This window comes from Streptomyces sp. SID5643 (genome assembly GCF_009872555.1).
In the GTDB taxonomy this organism is placed as follows: Bacteria; Actinomycetota; Actinomycetes; order Streptomycetales; family Streptomycetaceae; genus Streptomyces; species Streptomyces iakyrus.
In genome coordinates this window covers 1-23,300 of the sequence record NZ_WWIC01000252.1, presented here as the reverse complement: position 1 = coordinate 23,300, position 23,300 = coordinate 1, and the positions used below count along the sequence as shown (strand labels likewise).

Below are 23,300 nucleotides of genomic sequence, written 5' to 3'. Positions count from 1 at the left end.
GCGGGGGCGGGGGCGGGCTCGGCGTGGGGGAGGGGCTCGGCGTGGGTGCCGGGCACGGCGGCTTGGTCGGCCAGGTCTTCTTGCTGCCGGCGTACGCCACCGCCTCCGTGCCGTCCGGCCCCGTCGAGGCGTACGCGCACGCGTCGGCCACCGCGACCCCGGCCGGTGCGCCGACGAGCGCCCAGGTCAGCGCCGCCGCCGCCAAGGCCCGTGCCGCAAGGGCGGGTTGAGTCGTGAGGGGTCCATGCACGACGAAGATCATGAGCCCTGTGCCGCCAGGACGTGCCGGGGCGCAAGGGGATTGGCCCGAAAGGGGGATCTTCGGGTGTCGCCGGTTTGATCAGTGGTCACCCGCAGGGGGCTTGGCGTGTACGGGTGTACGAGTTCGCCGGGGGCTCGTCGGAGGTTCCGGAAAGAAATTTGGCCGACGGTTGAACACAAGCGCTGCTCCCGTGCGTACTCATGACCGTGCGGCGGCGCAGCAGGGCGCTGCAACACCCTTGCGATTATGGGGAGTTGACGATGAAGACCTCCTGGCGGAGCGCCTCACTCGTGGCGAGCGCCGCGGCGGTCCTGGCGCTGACGACGGCGTGCGGTCAGGACAGCCCACCGGCGGCCAGCCAGAACGTGGGCGCCACGGCCGCGCCCGGGGACTACGGAAGCATCGGCTCGGGCACCGCGGGCGCTGCGGGCGGCGCCGCGACCGGTCAGCCGGCCGCGCCCAGCGCCTCCAGCCCGTCCAACCCCGCCGGCAAGCTGTCCGTCTCCACCGCCGAGAAGGTCGGCAAGGTGGTCACCGACAGCCTCGGACTCACCCTGTACCGGTTCGACCAGGACACCGAGCAGCCGCCCAAGTCGAACTGCGACGGCGACTGCGCCAAGACCTGGCCGCCGGTGCCCGCGGACGACGCCGAGGCCGGCGAGGGCATCGACAAGGCGCTGCTCGGCTCGGTCACCCGGGCCGACGGCACCAAGCAGCTCACGGTCGGCGGCTGGCCCGCCTACCGCTACGCCAAGGACGTCAACGCCGGTGACGTCAAGGGCCAGGGCGTGGGCGGCAAGTGGTACGCGCTCGCTCCCGACGGCAAGAAGGCGCAGGGCGGTGCCGAGGGTGGTGCCGAGGCCGGCGGCGAAGCGGTCCAGGCCGGGCTGTCCACGCGCAACGACGCCAAGCTCGGCGAGATCGTCGTCGACAAGAACGGCATGACCGTCTACCGGTTCAAGAAGGACGAGGCCTGGCCCAAGCCGGTCTCCAACTGCACCGGTGAGTGCCTGGAGAAGTGGCCGCTCGTGGAGCCCGTCGACTTCGCCGACACCAAGGGCATCCAGAAGAAGGGCTACATGATCTTCGACCGGACCGACGGCAAGGGCAAGCAGCAGACGATCAACTGCTCGCCCATCTACACCTTCGCCGGCGACAAGGCCCCGGGCGAGACCAACGGCCAGGGCGTGGGCGGCACCTGGTTCGCCGTCCGGCCCGACGGAAAGCTGGTCGGCGCGTCGGAGTAGTGGAGAAACCTCCCCAGGGTTGATCAGCTCGTCCAACCGAAGCGCGGATCCGGTCCGCCCCTCCGTGACCCACGGAGGGGCGGACCGTTTTGCCGTTCTTCACCTGAACTCAACGAGTCAACGACACCTTTACCCTTCCGGGGTAGAACTCTCCGGAATGCCTCGAACACCGTTCGTCATATGTTCGAGGGGCATGCGGAGGGGTATCAATGCGGCACGTGCCGCAGGCAGTGACCGGGAACGGATGGTCAATTTCCGTTTCGGGTCGCTCCATTGGCGGGCGATCAGTAGCCTCTGCTCGAACACCGGATCGCCTACGCCTTGGAGAGATAGATGGAGCGTCCCGCCTGGGCCCCACGGAGCATCGACATATCGGTGCCCAGCGTCTCCCGGATGTACGACTACTACCTGGGCGGATCGCACAACTTCGAGGTCGACCGCGAAGCGGCCCGCAGGGCCATGGAGTTCATGCCGGGGCTCCCCAAGATCATGCAGGCGAACCGTGCGTTCATGCGCCGCGCCGTGCGCTACGCGGCCGGCCAGGGCGTCACCCAGTTCCTGGACATCGGCTCCGGCATCCCCACCTTCGGCAATGTGCACGAGGAGGCGCAGGCCGCCCGCCCCGGCGCGCGCGTGGTGTACGTCGACCACGACCCGGTGGCCGTGGCGCACAGTCAGGCGGTCCTGGAGGGCAACGACGACGCGGGTGTCGTCGCCGCGGACCTGCGCAAGCCGCAGGAGATCCTGCGCAGTCCCGAGGTGGAGCGGCTGATCGACCTGAATCAGCCAGTGGCGCTTCTCCTCGTTGCCATACTGCACTTCGTGGAAGACGAGGACGACCCGTACGGGGCCGTGGCGGAGCTGCGCGAGGCGCTCGCCCCCGGCAGCCTGCTCGTGCTCACGCACGCCTCCTACGAGGGGATCCCGCTGCCGCCGGAGCGGGCCGGGGGCGCGGTGGACGTGTATGAGGACGTCCGCAACCCGCTGATCATGCGTTCGCGCGACGAGATCGCGCGGTTCTTCGAGGGGTACGACATGGTGGAACCCGGACTGGTGGCGATGCCGCGCTGGCGCCCCGACACCGCACCGGAGGACGAGGATCCGTACGCGTTCTCCGGGTTCGCGGGCGTGGGGCGTACCGCGTGATCGCGGAACCGGACGGGCCGGAGGACAGACTGCGCAGATTCGCGACGATCTGGAGCCGGGCCGTCTTCCCGGTGACCTCGACGTCGTCGACCCGCACCGAGTTCGAGGCGCAGCTGCTGCCCCTGGCCCGGCGGCTGAGCGAGGCACTGCTGGCCCGGGCCTTCGACTCCGACGCGGGCAGGGCCGTCGGCGCCGCCCTGGTGGACGCGCACTGCACCGACCCGGAAGCGCTCAGCCGCACCCTGGACTGCGTCGACGCCTACCTCGTCCTGTACTGCGGCGACGGCGGCGACCAGGAAGACCTGCGGGCCCGGTCCGCGCGGCTCCAGCACGCCATGGCCGCCGGCTTCGCCCGGGCGCTGCGCGAGCGGACCCTGGCCGAGCAGGAGGCCATCGCACAGGCCGCCCTCCAGGCCCAGGGCGTGGTGGCCCAGGCCCTGCACGCCAGCGAGGCACGCTTCCGCGCCGTCTTCGAGGGCGCGGCCATAGGCATCGGCATGGCCGACCTCGACGGCAACATACTGCAGGTCAACGGGGCACTGCTGCGCATGTTCGGGGTCTCCGACCAGACGCTGCGCAGCCGCAACGTCCGCGAGTGGACCCACCCCGACGACGCTCCGCAGACCTGGCGGCTCTACGACGAACTCGTACGGGGCGACCGGGAGCACTACCACCTGGAGAAGGCGTTCTACCGCCCCGACGGAACCGTCCTGTGGACCAATCTGACGGTCTCGCTGCTGCGCGACGCCGACGGTGAACCCCAGTACCAGCTCGCCCTCATGGAGGACACCACCGAGCGGCGGCTGCTCAACCTGCGGCTGCGCTACGAGGCCACGCACGACGCGCTGACCGGACTGCCCAACCGCACGTTCTTCTTCGAGCGCCTGGAGAAGGCACTGGGCGCCGGGGAAGGCCAGCGGTTCGGGCTGTGCTACCTGGACCTCGACGGGTTCAAGACCATCAACGACAGCCTCGGCCACGCCGCCGGCGACCGGCTGCTGGTGGAGGTCGCCGACCGGTTGCAGTCCTGCGCCACGGCGCCCGGCGAGATGGTCGCGCGGCTCGGCGGCGACGAGTTCGTGGCGCTGACCACCGGGCCCGACACCCAGGGCGACGTCGACGAGCTCGCCGGGCGCATCATGAACGCCCTGCTCGCGCCGATCAGCGTCGACGGCCGGGAGCTGACCGTGCGCGGCAGCATCGGCATCGTCGAGGGCCCGGCCGGGGAACGCAGCCCGGCGGAGGTGCTGCGCAGTGCGGACATCACCATGTACCGGGCCAAGTCGGCGGGCGGCAACCGCTTCGAACTCGCCGACCCGGAGGCGGACGCCCGGGCCATCACCCGGCACGGGCTGACCACGGCGCTGCCGACGGCGCTGGAGCGCGGCGAGTTCTTCATCGAGTACCAGCCGCTGGTCCACCTGGGCGACGGCAGCGTCCGGGGCGCCGAGGCCCTGGTGCGCTGGCTGCATCCGCAGCACGGCGTGCTCGGGCCGGACCGCTTCATCCCGCTCGCGGAGCACACGGGCCTGATCGTGCCGCTGGGCCGCTGGGTGCTGGAGCAGTCGGTGCGCCAGGCCCGTGAGTGGCGGGAACTGCACGGCGGCGCCGAGGCGTTGGGGCCGCTGCGGATCAACGTCAACCTGTCGCCGTGCCAGCTGACGCATCCCGGCCTGGTCCAGGACACGGTCGACATCCTGGAGCGCACGGGCGTCGAGCCCGACGCGCTGTGCCTGGAGGTCACGGAGTCGGCGCTGATCGGCGCGGACGACGATCTGCTGAAACCGTTGCGGCGGCTGGCGGAGATGGGCGTCGACATCGCCCTGGACGATTTCGGAACGGGTTACTCCAACCTCGCCAACCTGCGCCGGCTGCCGGTCAGCATCCTGAAGCTGGACCGGTCCTTCACCCAGAGCATGCAGCAGTTCCCGGCCGATCCCGTCGACCTCAAGATCGTCGAGGGGATCGTCTCCCTGGCCCACAGCCTGGACCTGGCGGTGACGGTGGAGGGCGTGGAGACGGGCGCCCAGGCCGAACAACTGCGCATACTCGGCTGTGACACGGCCCAGGGCTGGTACTACGCCCGCCCGGGCCCCCCGGAGAGGCTCCACGAACTGGCCTTGGTGGACGCGACGGGCTGACGCCCCTGGCCGCTGTGTGCGGCCGGGTCAGGCGCCCAGCCCGCGCAGCAGCAGCGCGAGACCGCCCAGAAACTCCCGGTCGGCACTGACCTTCCGGGCGTCTCGGGCGGTCTCGGACATGTAGGGGAAGGCGTCGGGAGGCAGCTCGGTGATGGCGACCGTGCCCTCGCCGGACAGGGGCCCGAGGTGCTCCAGCTGGATCGCGCCGATGACGTAGCCGAGCAGGCCCCGCAGCGCGACCACCCGCTGGGCGCCGTCGAATCCGGCCTCCGTGAGCACGCCGAGCACGGACTCCGACCAGCGCAGCCCGACGAGCGACCGGTGCCGGTGGGCGACGGTCAGGGGCACGGTCTCCGGATGGGCCGCCATGGCGTCCCGCAGCCGCCGCACCAGCACCTCGATGCGTTCGTGCCAGTGGCCTCCGGGGCCGGGCGTTTCGGTGTCCACGGTCTCGAGTACGCGGTCGACGACCAGTCTTTCCAGCTCTTCGCGGTCGTCGACGTACCGGTAGAGCGCCATGGTGCTCATGCCGAGCTCCTTGGCGACCGAGCGCATGGACAGCCCGGCGAGCCCGTCGCGGTCGATCACGGCGAGGGCGGCCGAGGCCAGCCGGGCGTGGCTGAGTGAGCGGGGACGTGGCATGACGCCCATGAGCGTACGCCATACGCCTACCTTGTTAGGTGTACGTCGTACGCCTACCCTTCGTAGGAGTACGCCGTACACCTACGAAGGAGCACGCATGCTGATGCGCAGGCCCGCCCGGCCCTTACGGCCCGGCTCCACTGTCACCGGCCGCCGGATCGACACCGTCTCGGGCGGCCCGGTCGGCGTCCCCGACCCCGACCGCCTGGTCCACCTCCAGTTCCGGCGGTTCGCCGGGTGTCCCGTGTGTCATCAGCACCTGCGGTCGGTGGTCCGCAGGCACGCGGAGATCGAGGCCGCAGGGGTCCGTGAGGTCGTGGTCTTCCACTCGCCCGCCGAGGAACTGCTCCGGCATACCGCCGGCCTGCCCTTCGCGGTCGTCGCCGATCCCGGCAAGCGGCTGTACGCCGAGTTCGGCGTCGAGTCGGCTCCCCGGGCGCTGCTCAGCCCGCGCGCGTGGGGGCCGGTCGTCGGGGCGGTGCTGCGCGGAGTATGGGAGGTCCTCCGCGGCCGCGAGCGGCTCCCCGCGACCCGTCAGCCCGGCGGCAGGCTCGGCCTGCCCGCCGACTTCCTGATCGGCACCGACGGCCGGATCCTCGCGGCCAAGTACGGTGAGCACGTCTCCGACCAGTGGCCCGTCGACGAACTCCTGCGTCTGGCGTCCTCCCACCGGCCTGCCGGCCATCTCCCGGCGGGGTAGCCGCTGTCCCTGGGGCGAGGCGCCGCGGAGTGGAATCCCGGGGGTGGGGCGGCGGGTGCCTGATCCTCCGCAGGGACGGGCCGCGTCACCGTTCCAGCAGCATGCGCTGCAACTCCCGGGCGGCCCGAGGCGGCGCCACATCACTGCGATGCGCCAGGGCGATCACGCGATGCAGTCCGGGCCGGGCCAGCGGAGTGACCCGCAGCCCGCGCCCGGACCTCGCCGCCACCATCCGCGGCACCACGGCCACTCCCAGCCCGGCCCGCACGAAACCCAGGACCGCGTCCATCTCCCCGCCCTCCACGGCGAAGTCGGGCTCGAACCCCTCGGCGCGGCAGGCGGCCACGGTCAGCTCCCGCAGGTCGTACCCGTGCCGGAACATCACCAGCCGCTCACCCTCCAGGTCGGAGATCCGCACCGTACGCCGCCCATGGCCGGGCCTCGGGGCGTCCGGGGACGAGACCACGACCAGATCCTCCCGCAGCAGCTCGACCGTGGTCAGCGCCGGCGCCGGCGTCGGCAGCGGCAGCACGACCAGGGCCAGATCCAGCGCGCCGCGTGCCAGCTCCCGCACCAGGTCGTGCGAGCCGCCCTCCTCGATCAGCAGGCGAATTCCCGGGTAGCGGTCGTGAAAGGCCCGCAGTACATCCGGAAGCAGGCCGGTGCACACACTCGGCGTCGCACCCAGCCGCACCCGGCCGCCGCGCAACTGCACCAGTTCCTGCACCTCGTGCCGCGCCGTGTCCGCGTCGGCCAGGATGCGCCGGGCCAGCGGGAGGAGCGCCTCCCCGGCGTCCGTGAGCGTGATGTTGCCGCGGGCACGCAGGAAGAGGTCCGCTCCCAACTCCCGCTCCAGCGCCTTGATCTGCTGCGACAGCGACGGCTGCGCGACATGGACCAGGTCGGCGGCCCGGGTGAAGTGCCGGGTCTCGGCGACGGCCACGAAGTACTGGAGCTGCTGGAACTGCATCCTCCTACGATAGCCCTGGCCTATGGATTCAAGCCGGACCATGTCTTGGACCGATCGGCCGAGCGTCCGTAGCGTGCTGCGCATGGCTCTGGCAACGCGGACGGACCGACGGCCGTCCCTCGCACGCACCGTGTGGGGCTCCACCGTCGGCAAGAAGACCGTGATGGCGGTCAGTGGTCTGATCATGCTGCTGTACCTGGTCGTCCACATGATCGGAAACCTGAAGATCTTCTTCGGGGCGGGCGAGTTCAACCACTACGCGCACTGGCTGCGCACGGTCGGTGAGCCGTTCATGCACTACGAGTGGACGCTCTGGCTCGTCCGGATCGTGCTGGTCGTCGCCGTCGTCGCGCACGCCACCTCGGCGTACCAGCTCAGCCGGCGCGACATCAGGGCACGGCCGAGCAAGTACGTCCACAAGAAGGCACGGGCCTCCTACGCCACGCGCACCATGCGGTGGGGCGGCATCATCCTCGGCCTGTTCATCGTCTGGCACATCCTCGATCTGACGACCGGCACCGTGCACTCCGGCGGCTTCCAGGAGGGCCACCCGTACCAGAACGTCGTGGACACCTTCTCCACCTGGTACGGCAACGTCGTCTACATCGTCGCGATGCTCGCCCTCGGACTGCACGTCCGGCACGGCTTCTGGAGCGCGGCCCAGACCCTCGGCGTGGGCAGCCGCACCCGCGACCGCGTCCTGAAGACCGTCGCCGACGTCCTCGCGCTGCTGCTCACGGCCGGCTTCATCGCCGTACCCGTGGGCGTCATGACCCAAGTGGTGAGCTGAACATGACTTCCTACGCCGACTACACGACCGGGGAACCGGTCGCCGACACCAAGGCCCCCGCCGGGCCGATCAACGAGCGCTGGGACAAGCGCCGCTTCGAGGCCAAGCTGGTCAACCCCGCCAACCGGCGCAAGCACACCGTGATCGTCGTCGGCACCGGCCTCGCCGGCGGCTCCGCCGGGGCCACCCTCGCCGAACAGGGCTACCACGTCGTGCAGTTCTGCTACCAGGACTCGCCCCGCCGGGCCCACTCCATCGCCGCGCAGGGCGGCATCAACGCCGCGAAGAACTACCGCAACGACGGCGACTCCGTCCACCGCCTGTTCTACGACACCGTCAAGGGCGGCGACTTCCGGGCCCGCGAGTCCAACGTGCACCGGCTCGCGCAGATCTCCGTCGAGATCATCGACCAGTGCGTGGCCCAGGGCGTGCCCTTCGCCCGCGAGTACGGCGGCCTGCTCGACACCCGGTCGTTCGGCGGGGTGCAGGTGTCGCGCACGTTCTATGCCCGTGGCCAGACGGGCCAGCAGCTCCTCCTCGGCGCCTACCAGGCCCTCAGCCGGCAGATCGCGGCCCGGAACGTCGAGATGCACCCGCGCACCGAGATGCTCGACCTGATCGTCGTCGACGGGCGGGCGCGCGGCATCGTCGCCCGGGACCTCGTCACGGGCAAGATCGACACGTACTTCGCGGACGCCGTCGTCCTCGCCTCCGGCGGCTACGGCAACGTCTTCTACCTGTCGACGAACGCCATGAACTCCAACGCCACCGCCATCTGGCGGGCCCACCGGCGCGGCGCCCTCTTCGCCAACCCCTGCTTCACCCAGATCCACCCCACCTGCATCCCGCGCACCGGCGACCACCAGTCCAAGCTGACGCTGATGAGCGAGTCGCTGCGCAACGACGGCCGCATCTGGGTCCCGAAGGCCAAGGGCGACCAACGGCCCCCGAACGACATCCCCGAGGACGAGCGCGACTACTACCTGGAGCGCATCTACCCCTCCTTCGGCAACCTCGTCCCGCGGGACATCGCCTCGCGCGCCGCGAAGAACGTGTGCGACGAGGGCAGGGGAGTGGGTCCCGGCGGCCAGGGCGTCTACCTCGACTTCGCCGACGCCATCGCGCGCATGGGCCGGGGAGCCGTCGAGGCCAAGTACGGCAACCTCTTCGACATGTACCAGCGGATCACCGACGAGGATCCGTACCGGGTGCCGATGCGGATCTACCCGGCCGTGCACTACACGATGGGCGGCCTGTGGGTCGACTACGACCTCCAGACCACCGTCCCCGGCCTGTTCGCGGTCGGCGAGGCCAACTTCTCCGACCACGGCGCCAACCGCCTCGGCGCCTCCGCGCTGATGCAGGGACTCGCGGACGGCTACTTCGTCCTCCCCTCGACCATCAACGACTACCTGGCCCGCAACCCGCACCACGGCACGGTGACCGACGAACACCCCGACGTCCAGGAGGTGCTGGCCGGCACCCAGGACCGCCTCAACCTGCTGCTGTCCGTCGACGGCGACCGCACCCCCGACTCCTTCCACCGCGAGCTCGGCGAACTCATGTGGGAGTTCTGCGGCATGGCCCGCACCGACGCGGGACTGCGCAAGGCGCTGGAGCGCATCCCGCAGATCCGCGAGGAGTTCTGGCGGCGCATCAAGGTGCCCGGCACCGGCGAGGAGTTCAACCAGTCGCTGGAGAAGGCCAACCGCATCGTCGACTACCTGGAGCTCGCCGAGCTGATGTGCCTCGACGCGCTGCACCGCGAGGAGTCCTGCGGCGGTCACTTCCGCGAGGAGTCCCAGACGCCCGACGGCGAGGCCGCCCGCGACGACGAGCGGTTCGCCTACGCCGCCGCCTGGGAGTTCACCGGCACGGGCGAGGCTCCGGTGCTGCACAAGGAAGACCTGGTCTTCGAGTACGTCCACCCCACCCAGCGGAGCTACGCATGAAGCTCACCCTGCGCGTCTGGCGGCAGCGCAACGCCGACGCCGACGGCACGATGTCCACGTACGAGGTGGACGGCATCTCACCCGACATGTCGTTCCTGGAGATGCTCGACACGCTCAACGAGGAACTCATCGTCAAGGGCGAGGACCCGGTCGCCTTCGACCACGACTGCCGCGAGGGCATCTGCGGCGCGTGCTCGCTGGTCATCAACGGCGACGCGCACGGTCCCGAGCGCACGACGACCTGCCAGCTGCACATGCGGTCGTTCCAGGACGGCGACACGATCGACGTCGAGCCGTGGCGGGCGTCGGCGTTCCCGGTGATCAAGGATCTCGTCGTGGACCGGTCGGCCTTCGACCGGATCATCCAGGCCGGCGGGTACATCACCGCGCCGACCGGGGCGGCTCCCGAGGCGCACGCCACGCCGGTGCCGAAGCCGGACGCCGACTTCGCCTTCGAGCACGCCGAGTGCATCGGGTGCGGGGCGTGCGTGGCGGCCTGCCCGAATGGAGCGGCGATGCTGTTCACCTCGGCGAAGATCAACCACCTCAACGTGCTGCCACAGGGGGCGCCCGAGCGGGAGACACGGGTGCTGGACATGGTGGAGCAGATGGACGAGGAGGGGTTCGGCGGGTGCACGCTCGCCGGGGAGTGCGCCACCGCCTGCCCGAAGGGCATCCCGCTGATGTCCATCACGAGCATGAACAAGGAGTGGCTGCGGGCGGCGCGGAAGGCCAAGCGGTAGCGCCGCAGGGGCTCCGGTGCTTCGGCGGCCGCGGGGGCGTCGTGGCTGACCGCGCAGTTGCCCGCGCCCCCAGGGGGCGCAGTGAACGTTCGCCGGTAGGTGCGGACGGGCGGGGCCGGGAGTGGTGCTCATCCCCGGCCCCGTCTCGCGATGTGCTTCCCTGACCGAGGACCGACGGGTGGCCCCGGCGAGTCCTGTCCTGGATCCATGGGCGGCCCAGGCCGGGGGCGTGGAGGCGTCCCGGCCCGGCCGCGGTGTCATCGGATGTACTTCGCCGGCTTGGTGGCGGCGCTGAGCAGGTACTCCAGAGGGCCGCGCCGGAAGAAGCGGGACCAGATCGCGGCGAACACGATCGCCCCGAGGACGAACATGAGCAGCGGCACCCAGGACCGCTGGGTGCTGGTCCCGGCGGACACGGACAGCGCGGACTGGGCGAGGAAGTGCCCGACGTAGGCGGTCAGGGACATGGTGCCCACGGCGATGACCGGTTTCGACAGGCGGCGCAGTCGCGGCAGGCGGTCCATCAGCACCGTCGCGCCCACGATCACGAGGATCGCGACTCCGACGCTGCCGACGATGTCGAACGTGGTGCCGCTGTGCGGCCCGGCCGTCAGGAGCGACGACGCCGGCAACTCGGGGAACGACCCGCCGTCGAGGGGTGCCGACCCGCTGCCGGGGGGCATCGAACCGGAGCCGCCGGACGACGACCCGCCTTCCGCCATGCTCCGCAACGCGCCCTTGCCGGCGAGCAGCAAGGACATGCCGTACGCGGCTGCCGTGAGGGCGGCACCGAGCGCGGCCAGGCGCTTCTGGACGGTGCCGGAGGACAGGTCGAGACGGCCCAGCGCCATGCCCGCGATCACGAACGACATCCACGTGAGCGCCGGGTAGAAGCCGGTGAGCAGCAGATCGAGCACTCCCACCTCGCTGAGGCGGCGGAGCGGGTCGTAGGCGTTGATGCTCTGCTGGACCGACGGGGTCAGCAGCGCGTTCAGGGCGAACGCCAGTTGCGGCGTGACGAGGGCGAACGCGGCCGCGGTGATCGCGAGGGTCCTGGCGCGCAGGCGGACCAGGGGCAGGGCGAGGAGGAAGTAGACCCCGTAGAAGCCGAGGATGATCACTCCCCCGTATTCCATCGCCATCGCGGTGCCCAGCGCCAGCAGGACGATGGCGCGGATCGCGATCCGGGCTTTGGCCTGCCGGCCGGCCAGGCCGGTCCTGGGCTCGCGGCGGCCGGCGAGCAGCATCAGTGAGAACCCGGCGAGGGTGGCGAACAGGACCGACGAGTGACCGTCCGAGATGTACCGGATCCAGCCGGCGACGCCGCTCGTGGCCGACAGCGGGGGGCCGATGTGCACCACGTACATGCCGAACACCGCCAGCGCGCGGGCCAGATCCACCCCGACGAGGCGCCCCATCGAGGGACCGGACGAGGCCTGCACGGCGGACTCGGGGGAGGTTCGGGTCGGCGGAGGCGAGTTCTCCGGGAGAGCTGACGTCTCCTGCGGCGGCTGTGTCTGTGTCATACGAAGAACCTCGCGTGGCCGCCAGGGGGCGGACCATCCGGCAGGCTTCGGTAACTCCCCCGCCGGTCGGCGGGTAACACCCTGCCGACCGGCAGGAGACTCTTCCTGACCGGCCGGTCCGGTGCGACCGGACGGCAGTCTTTTCCAGTCGTCCGGCGGGAGTGGACCCGACGGTTGACGGAGCGCGAGGCGGCCGGGCCTCCGGGCTGGAGGCACGACACACCGTCGGCACCGACGGATGGGACGTCCCTGTCCGCCCGGGAGACGGTCAAGGCACGAGTGGGCGTATGTCCGGCCGCACCGGTGGGCCGTTGTCTCTCGGCCTCCTGTGCGCCCCGGAGTGCTGGAGCGGACGGCGGAGTCGCTGGTGCCGGCAACGAGCCGGCGCTGCGGGACGCCGTCATGGAGGTGGCCCGCGAGACCACCGTGCTGGTGGTGGCCCACCGCCTGTCGACGGTGACGCGCGCCGACCGGATCGTCGTCATGGACGCCGGACGGGTCCGGGCCGTGGGTAACCATGAGGAACTGGTGGCCGAGGACCGGCTGGACGCGCGGCTGGAGGCCACCCAGCTCCTGGTCCCCGCGCGAAAGGCGGCGGAACAGCAGGAGGGGTCGGTCAGTCCGCGCTGAGGGGAATCCGCAGCCGCACCCGGTAGCCGCCCTCCGCGGTCGGGCCGGCCTGGAGGGTGCCGTGCAGGATCTCGGCCCGTTCCCGCAGACCGACCAGGCCCTGCTGAGAACCCGGGAGGGAAAGGGAGGGACGCGTGGGCGGGGTGTTGGTGACGGTCACTCCGATGGCTTCGCCGTCCTGCCACAGCTCGACGCACGCGGTGGCGCCGGGGGCGTGCTTGCGGACGTTGGTCAACGCCTCCTGAACCGTCCGGTAGAGGGCCCTTTGCTCGGGCGAGCCCACGGTGGGCGGCAGCTCACCCGTCAGCTCAGCGTGAGTGCCGCTTGATTCCACCAGTTTGCGCAGGTCGGCCAGGGTGGGCTGCGGGGTGAGATCGGTGGCGTGGCCGCCGGAGGCGCGCAGCAGCGTGACCATGGTGCGCAGTTCGTCGAGTGTGGTGACGCTCAGCGAACGGATCGTGCGGGCGGCCTCCTTGGCGTCCGCGTCCTTGGTGGCGACCTGCAACGTTCCGGCCCGTACGGCGATCAGACCGACCTGGTGGGAAACCACGTCGTGCATCTCACGGGCCAGCTGGGCGCGCTCACGGGCGAGCACGGCCTGGGCGTGCAGGGCCCGCTCGTGCTCCCTGACCTCCTCGACCTCGACAAGCCGCCGCGCCAAGTCCCCGTGTGCCTGGAGAAGGTGTGCGATGAGGACCGGTGCGGCTGCGGTCGCCAGCCCGTAGACCAAGGTGAGCAGCGTCATGGTCCGGCCAACCTCCGTGAGGCCGCCCAGGGGCCACGGAATGCTGTTCGCGACCGCGGTCAGGCCGACACACGCCGCGAGGAGGGGGCGGTTGCGGGACCGCTCGGCCAGGGTGAACAGCGCCGCGAGCGGAGCGACGGCGACGGGCTGTGTCAGCGAGATGGGCAGGGTGAGCAGGAACACACAGAGCGGGAACCGGCGCCGGAAGGCCAACGCGGCGCAGCCGAGCGCGGCCAGCGCGATACCGGGACGCGTGTCGTCCCACAGGTTCAGCCGCACGTCCACGGCCGCCGCCAGCACCAGGGCGAGGTCGACGACCGGCGCGGGCACCCGGCCCCACAGCGCGCGGGCGCGCTTCATCGCTCGGCCTCGGACCGCGGGCGTGCGTCGAGCAGTCCGGCCCGTTGCGCCAGCAGCGCGGCCTGCACCCGGCTTGTCACCCGCAGCTTGGTGAGGATCGCGCTGACGTGGTCCTTCACCGTGCCGGCACCCAGGTGGACGCGCGCCCCGATGTCGCCGTTCGACAGCCCCTCCGCCACCAGGACGAGGACGTCCCGCTCACGGGCGGTCAGCAGCCGGACCCGGGCCGCCTCCTCGTCGACGGCCGCCCGGGTGCCGGGGTGGCTGTGCAGCAAGGTCCGCGACGCCTTGGGGGAGAGCACCACACCGCCCGCTGCCAGGGTGCGTACCAGGTGGGCGAGTTGGTCCGGCTCGGTGTCCTTGAGCAGGAACCCGGCCGCTCCGGAGTGCAGCGCGGTCAGGATGTACTCGTCGGCGTCGAACGTCGTCAGCATTGCCACCACCGGCGGATCCGGCATCGTGCGCAGCTCGCGCAGCACGGTGAGCCCGTCGACGTCGGGCATCCGGATGTCCAGCAACACCACGTCCGGCCGATCCCGCCGAACGGTCTCCACCGCCTGGCCGCCGCTCGCGGTCGCGACGACCTCGATGTCCTCGGACGCGCCCAGAATGAGTTCGAAGCCCGACCGGACCAGTGCCTCGTCGTCGACCACCACTACCCGGATCACGTGCTCCGCCTCACCTTCGTTCATGCCGCCCGGCCCATACCGACTCGACCCTAAAGCCACGTGCAGCTCTTGCGGCCCGGCGAGCGGCAGCTCCAGCCACATGGCGGGGCAGCACCCACCACTCGGCAGGGTCCCGCGGGTCGTCCGGCTCAGGAGGCGGTTGCCCGTCTCAGGACTGAACGGCCGAGCGCAGCTCGGGCAGGGACAGGACCTCGTCCAGCGCGTCGACGTAGAGATCCACGTGCTCGCGGCGGAAGGTCATGGGCGGTTTGATCTTCAGTACGTTGTCGTGCACGCCATTGGGGAAGACGACGACACCTCGCTCCTTCATGAGTTCGGTGACCATGAAGGCCTGCTCGGTGGCCGGCATCTTGGTGGTGGGGTTGCGGACCAGTTCCACGCCGAGGTAGAGCCCTTCCGCCCGTACGTCACCGATGAGCGGTTGGCGCTGCTGGAGCTCGCGCAGCGACCGGGCGAAGTACCCGCCCACGCTCACGGCGTTCTCCCTCAGCCCGTCCTGCTCGACGATGTCGAGCACGGCCTCGCCGATCGCGCAGGAGACCGGGTTGCCGCCGAAGGTGTTGAAGTACTTCATGCCCGTGTCGAACGCGTCGGCGATCTCCCGAGTCGTGACCACCGCCGCGAGGGGATGCCCGTTCCCGAGCGGCTTGCCCATCGTGACGATGTCCGGGACCACCCCCTGGAGCTCGAACCCCCACCAGGGCCCGAGTCGTCCGACGCCGACCTGGACCTCGTCGGAGACGCACAGGGCGCCCGCCCGCCGGGCAGCGGTGAACACGCCGTCGAGGTAGCCGTCGGGGAACACGATGTTCCCACCCGACCCCATCAGGGACTCGGCGATGAAGGCGGCCGGGGGCCGGCCGTCGGCCGTGATCCGCTCGATGACGGCCGCGGCGTCACGCGCGTACTTGGCTCCGGCGTCCGCGTCGTCATACCCGTAGGTACCTCGGTAGCGGTCCGGGATGACGACCTCGTGCGTGGTCGCGGGCGCACCGGCGCCGCCGGGGCCCTTGTAGCGGTTCGGGCTGATCCCGGTCACCACACCGGTGTTTCCGTGGTACGCGCCGTCGATGTTGACGATGTGCCGGCGACCTGTCACCTGGCGGGCGATCCGCAGCGCCAGGTCGTTCGCCTCGCTGCCGCTGCACACGAGGAAGACGACCTCGAGCGGGTCGGGCAGCGTGGCGACCAGTTTCTGCACGTAACTGGCGATCTGCGGGTAGACGAAACGGCTGTTGGTGTTGAGCTTGCGCAGCTGCCGGGTGGCGGCGGCCGTCACCCGTGGCTCGGCATGGCCGACGTGGGTGACGTTGTTCAGCGAGTCCAGATAGGCCAGGCCGTCCTCGTCGTGGAACCACACGTCCCGCCCCCGCACGAGGTTCATCGGGGTGCGGTAGTAGTTGCGCTGGGAGCGAGCGATGTGGCGACGGCGCACGGAGACGACGTCGTCGATGGTGGGGACGGCGGTGGGGGTTTCGGTGAACCCGAGGAGCCGGGCGGGGTCGGGTGACAGGTGGCTCCACACCTGCCGTGCGGAAGGCGGCACGACACGAGGCGGCGGCCACGTGGCCAGCCGCGCGGTGTGGTGGACCTGTACCTGGACGCAGGACCCGAGCGGGTCCGTCTCCTCGCTCGCGGCGGCGCGTCCCAACGGCGCCCCGGCCGGGACCGTCGCCCCGAGGGGCGGCGTGTCGTCGAGTCCCCACCAGCACGTCCAGAACTCCAGCCCCTCGACCGCGTGGCGCAGCACCAACGGCATCCCGGCGCCACCGCGGGCTTCGACGACGCCGGACAGCGGGCCGGCGACCTCCTCGGCGTCGGCCACGATCAGCGAGCCGCCGACCTGAACCGTCGCGGGCTCGTCGGCTCCCGGGCGGCGCCGGCCCCCCTGGAGCAGCGATGCGCTGAGGTGGGGCACGTAGCCCCGTCGCCGTCGTCCGTCGAGCACGTCGTCGATGCGCGCGCGCACCGCCCTCGCGTCGTGCCACTCGACTTCGTCGTAGAGATCACTTGCGGGCCGCAGGTCGAGCAGCTGCGGGGCCGGCGTGTGCGGGGAGCCTTCTCGGGCCGCCGCTGCCACGACCTCTTCCACAGCCCGCTGCTCCCGCGTCGGGGGCAGCCCGCACGCGACCCGGAACGTCGCCTCTGCAACGTCGGGGCAGATCTCGGCCACCTGCGCGATCGCCGGCCAGGTGTGTTGCATACGGGCCCGACCGTAGGGCGTGTCGCTCTCGGCGACCCGGCGCGTCCACGTCACGGCGTTCATGCACAGCCGGGCGGCCGCCAACGGATGGACTGCCGCCAGTTCCTCAGCCGTCAGGGGGAGCACCGAGTGGAAGCCGGCCACGACTTCGGCCGCAGCGGCGAGCGGGTCGGCCTTGCGCACCATGGCGTAGCCCGCCGCGATCGCCACCTCCGCCGCGCGCACGCCGTGGAGCGAGTCGCCCAGGTCGACGATCCCCGAGATCCGCAGCACCCCGTCGGCGTCGGTGTCGGCCAGGACGTTGGCGTCATTGAGATCCTGGTGCACGACGCTCCGCGGCAGTCGGTCCCAGGCCGACAGGAGCTCGTCGTACCAGCCCATGATCGTGCGCACCGACTCCCGCCGGTCCGCGGCCTGTACGGCGTGCAGCGACGCCTCGACGATCTCGGCGGCCCGGCGCATGTCCCAGTCGTGCGGTTCCAGGCCCACCGGTGGCTCCATGCCGGAGAGTCCGAGGCTCAGCCGCCCGGCGGCTTCTCCCAGGTGACGCAGAAGCGCCGCGGGGTGGTGGTCGAGTTCCGCCAGGACCCGGCCCTCGAGCCAGCTCATCACGCGGACCACGTGCGTTCGGCCCTCGTGGACGACGGCGGCAAGGAACTTCCCCTCGCGTGTCGGGACCAGCCGTGGCACCGGAAGATCGGGAACGGTGGCGGCCAGATGCTGGAAGAGCGAGTTCTGCCAGAGGACGTCGGCCGAGTCCGGCTCCGCGCGGGTGACCCGTACGAAGTAGCGCATGCCGTCGTCGCCGGTGATCCGGACGTTCTGGTCGATCTCCCCTCCCAGGGGTTGCTGGACATGCCCCTTGAGTCCGAAGGACTGCCGCAGCACGCGATCGAGGAGCGGGCCCGGCAGCCGGCCGGTGTGACCGGGGATGGTCGTTCCGTCCCGGCCGGTGGTGGTCGCTGAGGTCATCGGTGCGTTCTCTCTCTCGTCGTCAGGCCGCTCACATTGCGGTCCCGGGGGCGGCGGGCGGGCTGCCACGGCTGTGTCTCGGTCGCTTCACGGGCTGCGCGGACCTCGACCGAGTCGACGAGCGACAGGTCCAGGAGGAACCCCCGTTCGGCACTTCTCTCGACGCCCCGCTCCCACGGCCGGAGAGACCTCCACCCTCGCCTTGAGCTCGGCGTGGTCCCTGGTGGAGTCCTGGGTGATCTCGATCCCGCTCTGCCTGGCGAACCGCTGACACCGACCCGAGGAACGCGGCGCCCTCGGCAGCGCCTGTCCAAGGGGACGGACTGGGGATCAGGTGCCTAACGGAATGCCATAACTGCTCCAGATGCGTGGCCATGTCACGAGCCCTGACGGGGCCCGAGGTGATGCCTCAGATGAAACACCGCGGAGAATCCGGCAACAACGGACGCGACGCCGCGACATCGACCCCGTATTTTGTGCCTGTGCACAATTTCTGTCAGGGAGGCCCAGCGGCATGTCATCGGCACCGCCCGGAGACGGGCCCGGACCCGTCCGGTGACGGCCACCGTCGGGAGAGGCGGTCCTCATGAGCGGCCCGGGACGCCGTCGGGGCGAGGCCCGCCACGACGCCGTGCAGGCGATCGCGCGCCGGCTCCTCGATGAACGGCTCGACGAACTGACCACTCGTGCTCTGGAACAACTGGAAGCCGAGGAGCCCGCCTACGCGTCGGCGGACTGGGACCCGGTCCAGAAACGGGAGGGGATGCGACGAACCCTCGAACTCGCCCTGACCCGGCTGGCCGGCGGTCCCGTGTCCGAGGCGGTCTCGCGCGCCACCGAGGACGTGGGACGTGAGCGAGCGGAGCAGGCCTTCCCCCTGACCGCTCTGATGCACTCCTTCCAGCTGGACCTCAGGACGCTGTGGGAGGCCGTGCTGGCAGAGGGGCGAGCACGTGGCATCAGCGCCGATCCCGACTTCCTCGACGGTCTGATCCGCGTCTGGGAGGCGACGGACGCCAACAGCGTCGAGGTCGTCGACGCCTACCGCCGCACCGAGCGTGACCTGGCGAGCCGTCGTACGGAGGTACGCAACCGCGCCTTCAGCCGCCTTGTCCTGGAAGGGGAGCAGGACCCCTCCACCGTCGCCGAGGCCTCCACGTTGCTGGGCTTCTCCGAGAACGTCGCCCTGACCGTGGTCGTGGTCGAATCCGTCCCTACCGGGGACCCGGCTGTGTCCCAGGTCGACGCTGCGCTGCGTCGGGGCGGCCTGGTACGTCACTTCGGCTGGATGGGCGACGAGCTCCTCGGCATCATCGGTCACGGACGGCGCGATGAAGAGGCCGTGCTCGCCATGCTCCGGCCGTTCGCCCCGTGGCGTTGCGGCGTCGCGGAAGTCCCCGGGCTGGCGCTGACGGCGCGGGGCATCCGGTTCGCACGTGCAGCGATCCGCAGCTCCGCGCAGCCCGGAGTGCGGCATGTGGAGGGCCACTGGATCGGGGCGATCATGTCGGCGCAGGAGGAGCTCACCGGTGCGATGGCCACCGGCGTGCTGCGCCCACTGCTGGAGCTGCGCGACAGCGACAGCATCGTCGAGACCCTGCGCTGGTACCTCGACCTGGGCTCCGTCGCTGAGGTGGCCGCACGCACCTACCGTCACCGGAACACGGTGGGCAATCGCCTTCAGGCCGCGGAAGAGGCGACCGGGCTGAAGCTGTCCCGACCGAACGACGCCGCCCGGCTGGTCCTCGCCCTGGCTTGGCTGGAGACGGACGCCGGCGCCCGCTTCAGGGCGACGATGTCCTGATCCACTGATCACCGGGTCGAGGCAGCCGGCCGGGGCAGCCGTCGACATGCTCGAGCCGAAGCGTGTCGGCCGCTCGGCGCTGCTGCCCGGCGGCGTCCGGAGCCGCTCGCGGTGCCTCGCAGAGAGCCATCGTCCGAGCGGAACTGCATCGGATCCCTGCCAGGAAATTGTGCACAGGCACAAAATACGCGGTCGATCTCGCGGCCTCGCGTCCCTTGTTGCCGGACTCGCCACGGTGCTTCACTGACGCAACACCTCGACGAGCCGAAGAGGTTCGCTCATCGCATCGGAGCAGCAAGGATGCTGCCGCCGATCACCTGATCAGCATGCGCAGTCCCCGGCTGTCCGGGGCTCGTCCTCCAGCGGCGGCCCCTCGGGCACCTCCTCAGCCCTCATGCCCCCTCAACGGGTCGCCGCCCAACGCCCCGGCAGCCTGCTGAACTTCCGAGGCGGCCGACCTGGCCGCACTCGACGAGATCGTGACTCCCGGTCAACGGGGTGTCCCACATGCCCGGAAAGAGGTTGAATACATGCGCCAGATCGTCACCTTCGACGCCTACGGCACCCTGGTCGACTTCCAGCTCGGCCCCACCACCCTGAAGGTCCTGGCCGACCGGCTGGACCTGGACCGTCTGAACGTCGACGAGTTCCTCGACGACTTCCGCATCATGCGGTTCCATGCCGTCCTGGAGGCGTATCGCCCCTTCCGCGAGCTGCTGCCCGTCAGCCTGGAGACGGCGATGCGGCTGCACGGCCTGGAATACCGGCAGTCCGACGGCGAGGCCCTGGTCGCGGCCGTGCCCGCCTTCGGCCCCCACCCCGAGGTCCCGGCCGCCCTGCGGGCGCTGAAGTCGCGGTACGAGATCGCCATCATCTCCAACACGGACGACGACCTCATCGCCCAGAACCTGGCCACCATGGGCGTCGAGTTCGACCATGTCATCACCGCCCAGCAGGCCAAGGCGTACAAGCCGTCCCGGCAGGCCTTCGAGTACGCCTTCCAGGCCATGGACATCGACCCCGCCCAGGTCATCCACGTCGCCCAGGGCTGGGAGTACGACCTCATCCCCACCCGCGGCCTCGGCCTCGCTCGCCGCGTGTGGATCAACCGCTACGGCCACAACGGCACCGTGGGCGCCCGCGGCAGCGCCGACTACCAGCCCTTCGACGAGCTGCCCGACCTGTCCGGCCTGCCGGCCCTGCTCGGCTGCTGAAGCCGGGACCCGGACAGCGCCACGACCGCCCGCCGCCGGACGGGCCCGCCCCAGGAGCACGGCGAGCGCGTCCATCAGCCGGTGCTGGGCGGGCGGGCCGCGGCCCGCCCGCCGCGCGGAGGGCGTCGGGCCGGCCGACGACGAGCAGGTGCTCAGCACGTCGTTCCTGGCCGCGTCCGTGGGCGCGAGCCGTTCAGCAACCCCACACCCGTTCTCTCTGCACATGACACGCGCACGTCAGTCGGCATCGGAAGAACAGAGGCGCAGGACCCGTACGACACCGCTCAGCGCCCCGCCCCCGCCTCGCCGAACCGGCCCGTGACCAGGAGAGAGCCATGACCGGCGTACTGACCGTCGACCGCCCCGCACAGCCCACGGCCCCCACCCGCTACACCGTGGCCCTCGCCCGGAACGAAGAGGACGTGCGTGCCGCCCAGCGGCTGCGGCACGACGTCTTCGCCGGGGAGATGGGCGCCCTGCTGGCCGGCCCGCAGCCGGGCCTCGACGCCGACGCGTTCGACGCGTACTGCGACCACCTGCTCGTCCGGGAGGAGACGACCGGCCAGGTCGTCGGCACCTACCGGCTGCTGCCGCCCGAGCGCGCCGCGGTAGCGGGGCGGCTGTACTCCGAGGGCGAGTTCGACCTGTCCGCGCTCCACGGGATCCGGCCGCAGCTCGTCGAGGTCGGCCGCTCCTGTGTGCATCCCGACCACCGGGACGGGGCCGTCATCGGCCTCATCTGGGCCGGCATCGCCCGCTACATGGTCGACCACGGCCACGAGTGGCTCGCCGGCTGCTGCTCCGTCCCGCTCGCCGACGGCGGCACCCTCGCGTCCGGCACCTGGGACCGGGTGCGCGACAAGCACCTCTCCCCGGCGGAGTTCCGGGTGCGGCCGCTGCTGCCGTGGACGCCGGGTCCCGCGCCCGCCGACCGCGTGGAACTGCCCGCCCTGCTGCGGGGCTACCTCCGGCTGGGTGCGTGGGTGTGCGGCGAACCGGCCCACGACCCGGACTTCGGCGTGGCCGACCTGTACGTGCTGCTGCCGATGAGCCGCGTCAACGCCCGGTACCTGCGCCACTTCCTCTCCCTCGTACCGGCCTGATGAGCGCCTGGCTGCCCACCGCACCCTGCACCCCGCAGAGCTGCGTCGAGACGCCGGCGGCCGTGCGGGCACGGACCACGGCGCGGGCCGTGCTGCGGCTCACCGCGGTCCTCCTGCTGCTGGTCGCGGGGATCGGGCTGACCCCCTTCGGCTGGGGGTCCCCCCGCTTGCGGGGGAGGATACCGGCGTCACTGGTCCGGCGGTGGTGCCGGTGGATCGTGCGGGCCGCCGGCGTCCGGGTCCGCATCACCGGCGCCGCCGCCCCCACCGGCGGACTGCTGCTGGTCGCCAACCACATCTCCTGGCTGGACATCCCGCTGCTCGCCGCCGTCCGCCCCGCGCGGATGCTGGCCAAGACCGAGGTACGGCACTGGCCCGTCGCCGGTGCGCTGGCCGCCCGCGGCGGAACCCTGTTCATCGACCGGGACCGCCTGCGGGCCCTGCCCGACACGGTCGCCCGGATCTCCGGCGCCCTGCGCGAGGGCGCCGCGGTCGCGGCCTTCCCCGAGGGCAGTACCTGGTGCGGCCGGGCCCAGGGCACCTTCCGGCGGGCCGTCTTCCAGGCGGCCCTGGACGCCGGGGTGCCCGTCCAGCCGGTACGCATCGGCTACCGGCTCAGCGGCGGCAGGGCCACCACGGCCCCCGCGTACGTCGGCGACGACACGCTGCTCGCCTCCCTGTGGCGAGTGGCGACGGCCCACGGCCTGATCGCGGAGGTCGAGGTCCGCGACCCCCTCCCGCCGGACGCCGGCTCCGACCGCCGCGCCCTCGCCCGCGCGGCCCAGTCGCCGGACACGACGGCGCCGACCTGGACGCACACGGTCCTGGTGGCGTAGGCACCCCGGCCGGGCGCCGACCCGGCATCCGACGCGGCGCGTCCCGCCCCGCCGGTGCGCTCGGTCCGGCTGCGTGGCGCCCCGGGGACGAGGTGCGTGCCGGTGGCTCGGCTGCCGGGAGGGACGCCGGCAGCGGCGACTGCGGGCGCGTACCGGCGCGCCGTGTACCGGCGAGCACGGTGCCGGTGGCGCAAGTGGCCCGTCCCAGCCCGGCGGGCGGCCCGGTATCGAATGCGGCGTGGCGGACGACGCGGGCCGCGGGACCCAGGACGCGGCCCGGCCGCCGAACGGGGCGCCGACCGCGGGCGCGTACGGACGCTCCGCGTACGGACGCTCCGCGTATGGACGCTCCGCGTACCGGCGCACACGGTGCTGATGGCTCCGGCCCGCTCCAGCCGGGTGGCGGTTCGCGCGGCCAGTGGCCATCGGTCGCGGAGGGTGTCGGCAGCGGCGGCCCGTGTGGATGGGCCGGGCGTGCTGCGTACCGACGCACAGGGTGCTGGTGGCTGGGGCGCGTCCCGCACGACGGGAGCCACCGGACCCGGGATGCGGCCCGGCCCGCTGCGGCCGCCGAGGCCGGACGCCCGCAGCGGCGGCCGCGTGCGCGCGTCGGCGCGCTGTCCAC

The 23,300-nt window shown here is 71.6% G+C and carries 18 protein-coding genes and 1 pseudogene; 13 read left to right on the top strand and 6 right to left on the bottom strand.

Annotation, left to right across the window (positions count from 1 at the left end):
- The 4 genes from GTY56_RS28330 to GTY56_RS28315 all read left to right on the top strand — a co-directional run.
- The coding region (locus GTY56_RS28330; protein ID WP_202510848.1) for a hypothetical protein at nucleotides 1–230 on the top strand (230 nt) is incomplete at its 5' end.
- A gap of 292 nt (nucleotides 231–522) precedes the next feature.
- Nucleotides 523–1,509 carry an SCO0930 family lipoprotein gene (locus GTY56_RS28325; RefSeq protein ID WP_161368160.1) on the top strand — a complete coding sequence of 329 codons (987 nt, stop codon included), beginning with the start codon at nucleotides 523–525 and terminating at the stop codon, nucleotides 1,507–1,509.
- Nucleotides 1,510–1,842: 333 nt separating this feature from the next.
- Complete coding sequence (locus GTY56_RS28320; protein ID WP_161368159.1) at nucleotides 1,843–2,655, top strand: SAM-dependent methyltransferase; 813 nt, start codon at nucleotides 1,843–1,845, stop codon at nucleotides 2,653–2,655.
- Entirely contained in the window at nucleotides 2,652–4,796 is a 2,145-nt protein-coding gene (locus tag GTY56_RS28315) for an EAL domain-containing protein (RefSeq protein WP_161368158.1), read from the top strand. Before GTY56_RS28320 ends, GTY56_RS28315 begins: the two co-directional genes overlap by 4 nt.
- A gap of 27 nt (nucleotides 4,797–4,823) precedes the next feature.
- Here the strand turns inward: GTY56_RS28315 and GTY56_RS28310 are convergent, their stop codons facing one another.
- Nucleotides 4,824–5,438 carry a TetR/AcrR family transcriptional regulator gene (locus tag GTY56_RS28310; protein WP_161368157.1) on the bottom strand — a complete coding sequence of 205 codons (615 nt, stop codon included), beginning with the start codon at nucleotides 5,436–5,438 and terminating at the stop codon, nucleotides 4,824–4,826.
- Between the two features lie 97 nt (nucleotides 5,439–5,535).
- Between GTY56_RS28310 and GTY56_RS28305 the strand changes: the two genes are divergently transcribed.
- The gene (locus tag GTY56_RS28305) at nucleotides 5,536–6,138 is read left to right on the top strand and encodes a peroxiredoxin-like family protein (RefSeq protein ID WP_237525079.1); all 603 of its coding nucleotides are present in this window, start codon (nucleotides 5,536–5,538) and stop codon (nucleotides 6,136–6,138) included.
- 85 nt (nucleotides 6,139–6,223) lie between these two features.
- On the opposite strand, the gene GTY56_RS28300 is transcribed toward GTY56_RS28305, so the two are convergent.
- Nucleotides 6,224–7,108: a LysR family transcriptional regulator gene (locus GTY56_RS28300; RefSeq protein ID WP_161368156.1), complete on the bottom strand. Its 885-nt coding sequence runs from the start codon at nucleotides 7,106–7,108 to the stop codon at nucleotides 6,224–6,226.
- An 82-nt stretch (nucleotides 7,109–7,190) separates the two neighbouring features.
- Between GTY56_RS28300 and GTY56_RS28295 the strand changes: the two genes are divergently transcribed.
- From GTY56_RS28295 to GTY56_RS28285, 3 genes are read left to right on the top strand one after another with little or no spacing between them, the layout of a single operon-like run.
- Entirely contained in the window at nucleotides 7,191–7,898 is a 708-nt protein-coding gene (locus tag GTY56_RS28295; RefSeq protein ID WP_161368155.1) for a succinate dehydrogenase, read from the top strand.
- Nucleotides 7,899–7,900: 2 nt separating this feature from the next.
- Nucleotides 7,901–9,850 (top strand): fumarate reductase/succinate dehydrogenase flavoprotein subunit, encoded by a 1,950-nt coding sequence (locus GTY56_RS28290; RefSeq protein ID WP_161368154.1) that lies wholly within the window; start codon nucleotides 7,901–7,903, stop codon nucleotides 9,848–9,850.
- The gene (locus tag GTY56_RS28285) at nucleotides 9,847–10,593 is read left to right on the top strand and encodes a succinate dehydrogenase/fumarate reductase iron-sulfur subunit (RefSeq protein ID WP_161368153.1); all 747 of its coding nucleotides are present in this window, start codon (nucleotides 9,847–9,849) and stop codon (nucleotides 10,591–10,593) included. The genes GTY56_RS28290 and GTY56_RS28285 overlap by 4 nt, the downstream gene beginning before the upstream one ends.
- Nucleotides 10,594–10,850: 257 nt before the next feature.
- Here the strand turns inward: GTY56_RS28285 and GTY56_RS28280 are convergent, their stop codons facing one another.
- On the bottom strand, nucleotides 10,851–12,119 hold the full coding sequence (locus GTY56_RS28280; protein WP_202510847.1) for a DUF418 domain-containing protein: 1,269 nt from the start codon (nucleotides 12,117–12,119) through the stop codon (nucleotides 10,851–10,853).
- Nucleotides 12,120–12,488: 369 nt separating this feature from the next.
- Here GTY56_RS28280 and GTY56_RS28275 point away from each other — a divergent pair.
- Nucleotides 12,489–12,749, top strand: a pseudogene (locus tag GTY56_RS28275) (hypothetical protein); the annotation flags it as partial.
- Here the strand turns inward: GTY56_RS28275 and GTY56_RS28270 are convergent.
- The 3 genes from GTY56_RS28270 to GTY56_RS28260 all read right to left on the bottom strand — a co-directional run bounded on the left by GTY56_RS28270 (nucleotide 12,736) and on the right by GTY56_RS28260 (nucleotide 17,718).
- On the bottom strand, nucleotides 12,736–13,854 hold the full coding sequence (locus GTY56_RS28270) for a sensor histidine kinase (RefSeq protein ID WP_161368151.1): 1,119 nt from the start codon (nucleotides 13,852–13,854) through the stop codon (nucleotides 12,736–12,738). The pseudogene GTY56_RS28275 and the gene GTY56_RS28270 sit on opposite strands and share 14 nt — an antisense overlap.
- Entirely contained in the window at nucleotides 13,851–14,546 is a 696-nt protein-coding gene (locus GTY56_RS28265) for a response regulator (protein WP_161368150.1), read from the bottom strand. Before GTY56_RS28265 ends, GTY56_RS28270 begins: the two co-directional genes overlap by 4 nt.
- Nucleotides 14,547–14,691: 145 nt before the next feature.
- Nucleotides 14,692–17,718, bottom strand: coding sequence for an aminotransferase class III-fold pyridoxal phosphate-dependent enzyme (locus GTY56_RS28260; protein WP_161368149.1), 3,027 nt, complete (start codon nucleotides 17,716–17,718; stop codon nucleotides 14,692–14,694).
- Nucleotides 17,719–18,304: 586 nt separating this feature from the next.
- Between GTY56_RS28260 and GTY56_RS28255 the strand changes: the two genes are divergently transcribed.
- The 4 genes from GTY56_RS28255 to GTY56_RS28240 all read left to right on the top strand — a co-directional run bounded on the left by GTY56_RS28255 (nucleotide 18,305) and on the right by GTY56_RS28240 (nucleotide 22,675).
- On the top strand, nucleotides 18,305–19,522 hold the full coding sequence (locus GTY56_RS28255; RefSeq protein ID WP_161368148.1) for a PucR family transcriptional regulator: 1,218 nt from the start codon (nucleotides 18,305–18,307) through the stop codon (nucleotides 19,520–19,522).
- Nucleotides 19,523–20,052: 530 nt separating this feature from the next.
- Complete coding sequence (locus GTY56_RS28250) at nucleotides 20,053–20,736, top strand: haloacid dehalogenase type II (protein ID WP_161368147.1); 684 nt, start codon at nucleotides 20,053–20,055, stop codon at nucleotides 20,734–20,736.
- A gap of 335 nt (nucleotides 20,737–21,071) precedes the next feature.
- Nucleotides 21,072–21,839, top strand: coding sequence for a GNAT family N-acetyltransferase (locus GTY56_RS28245; RefSeq protein ID WP_161368146.1), 768 nt, complete (start codon nucleotides 21,072–21,074; stop codon nucleotides 21,837–21,839).
- Nucleotides 21,839–22,675 carry a lysophospholipid acyltransferase family protein gene (locus GTY56_RS28240; protein ID WP_161368145.1) on the top strand — a complete coding sequence of 279 codons (837 nt, stop codon included), beginning with the start codon at nucleotides 21,839–21,841 and terminating at the stop codon, nucleotides 22,673–22,675. The genes GTY56_RS28245 and GTY56_RS28240 overlap by 1 nt, the downstream gene beginning before the upstream one ends.
- Nucleotides 22,676–23,300: the final 625 nt, after the last annotated feature.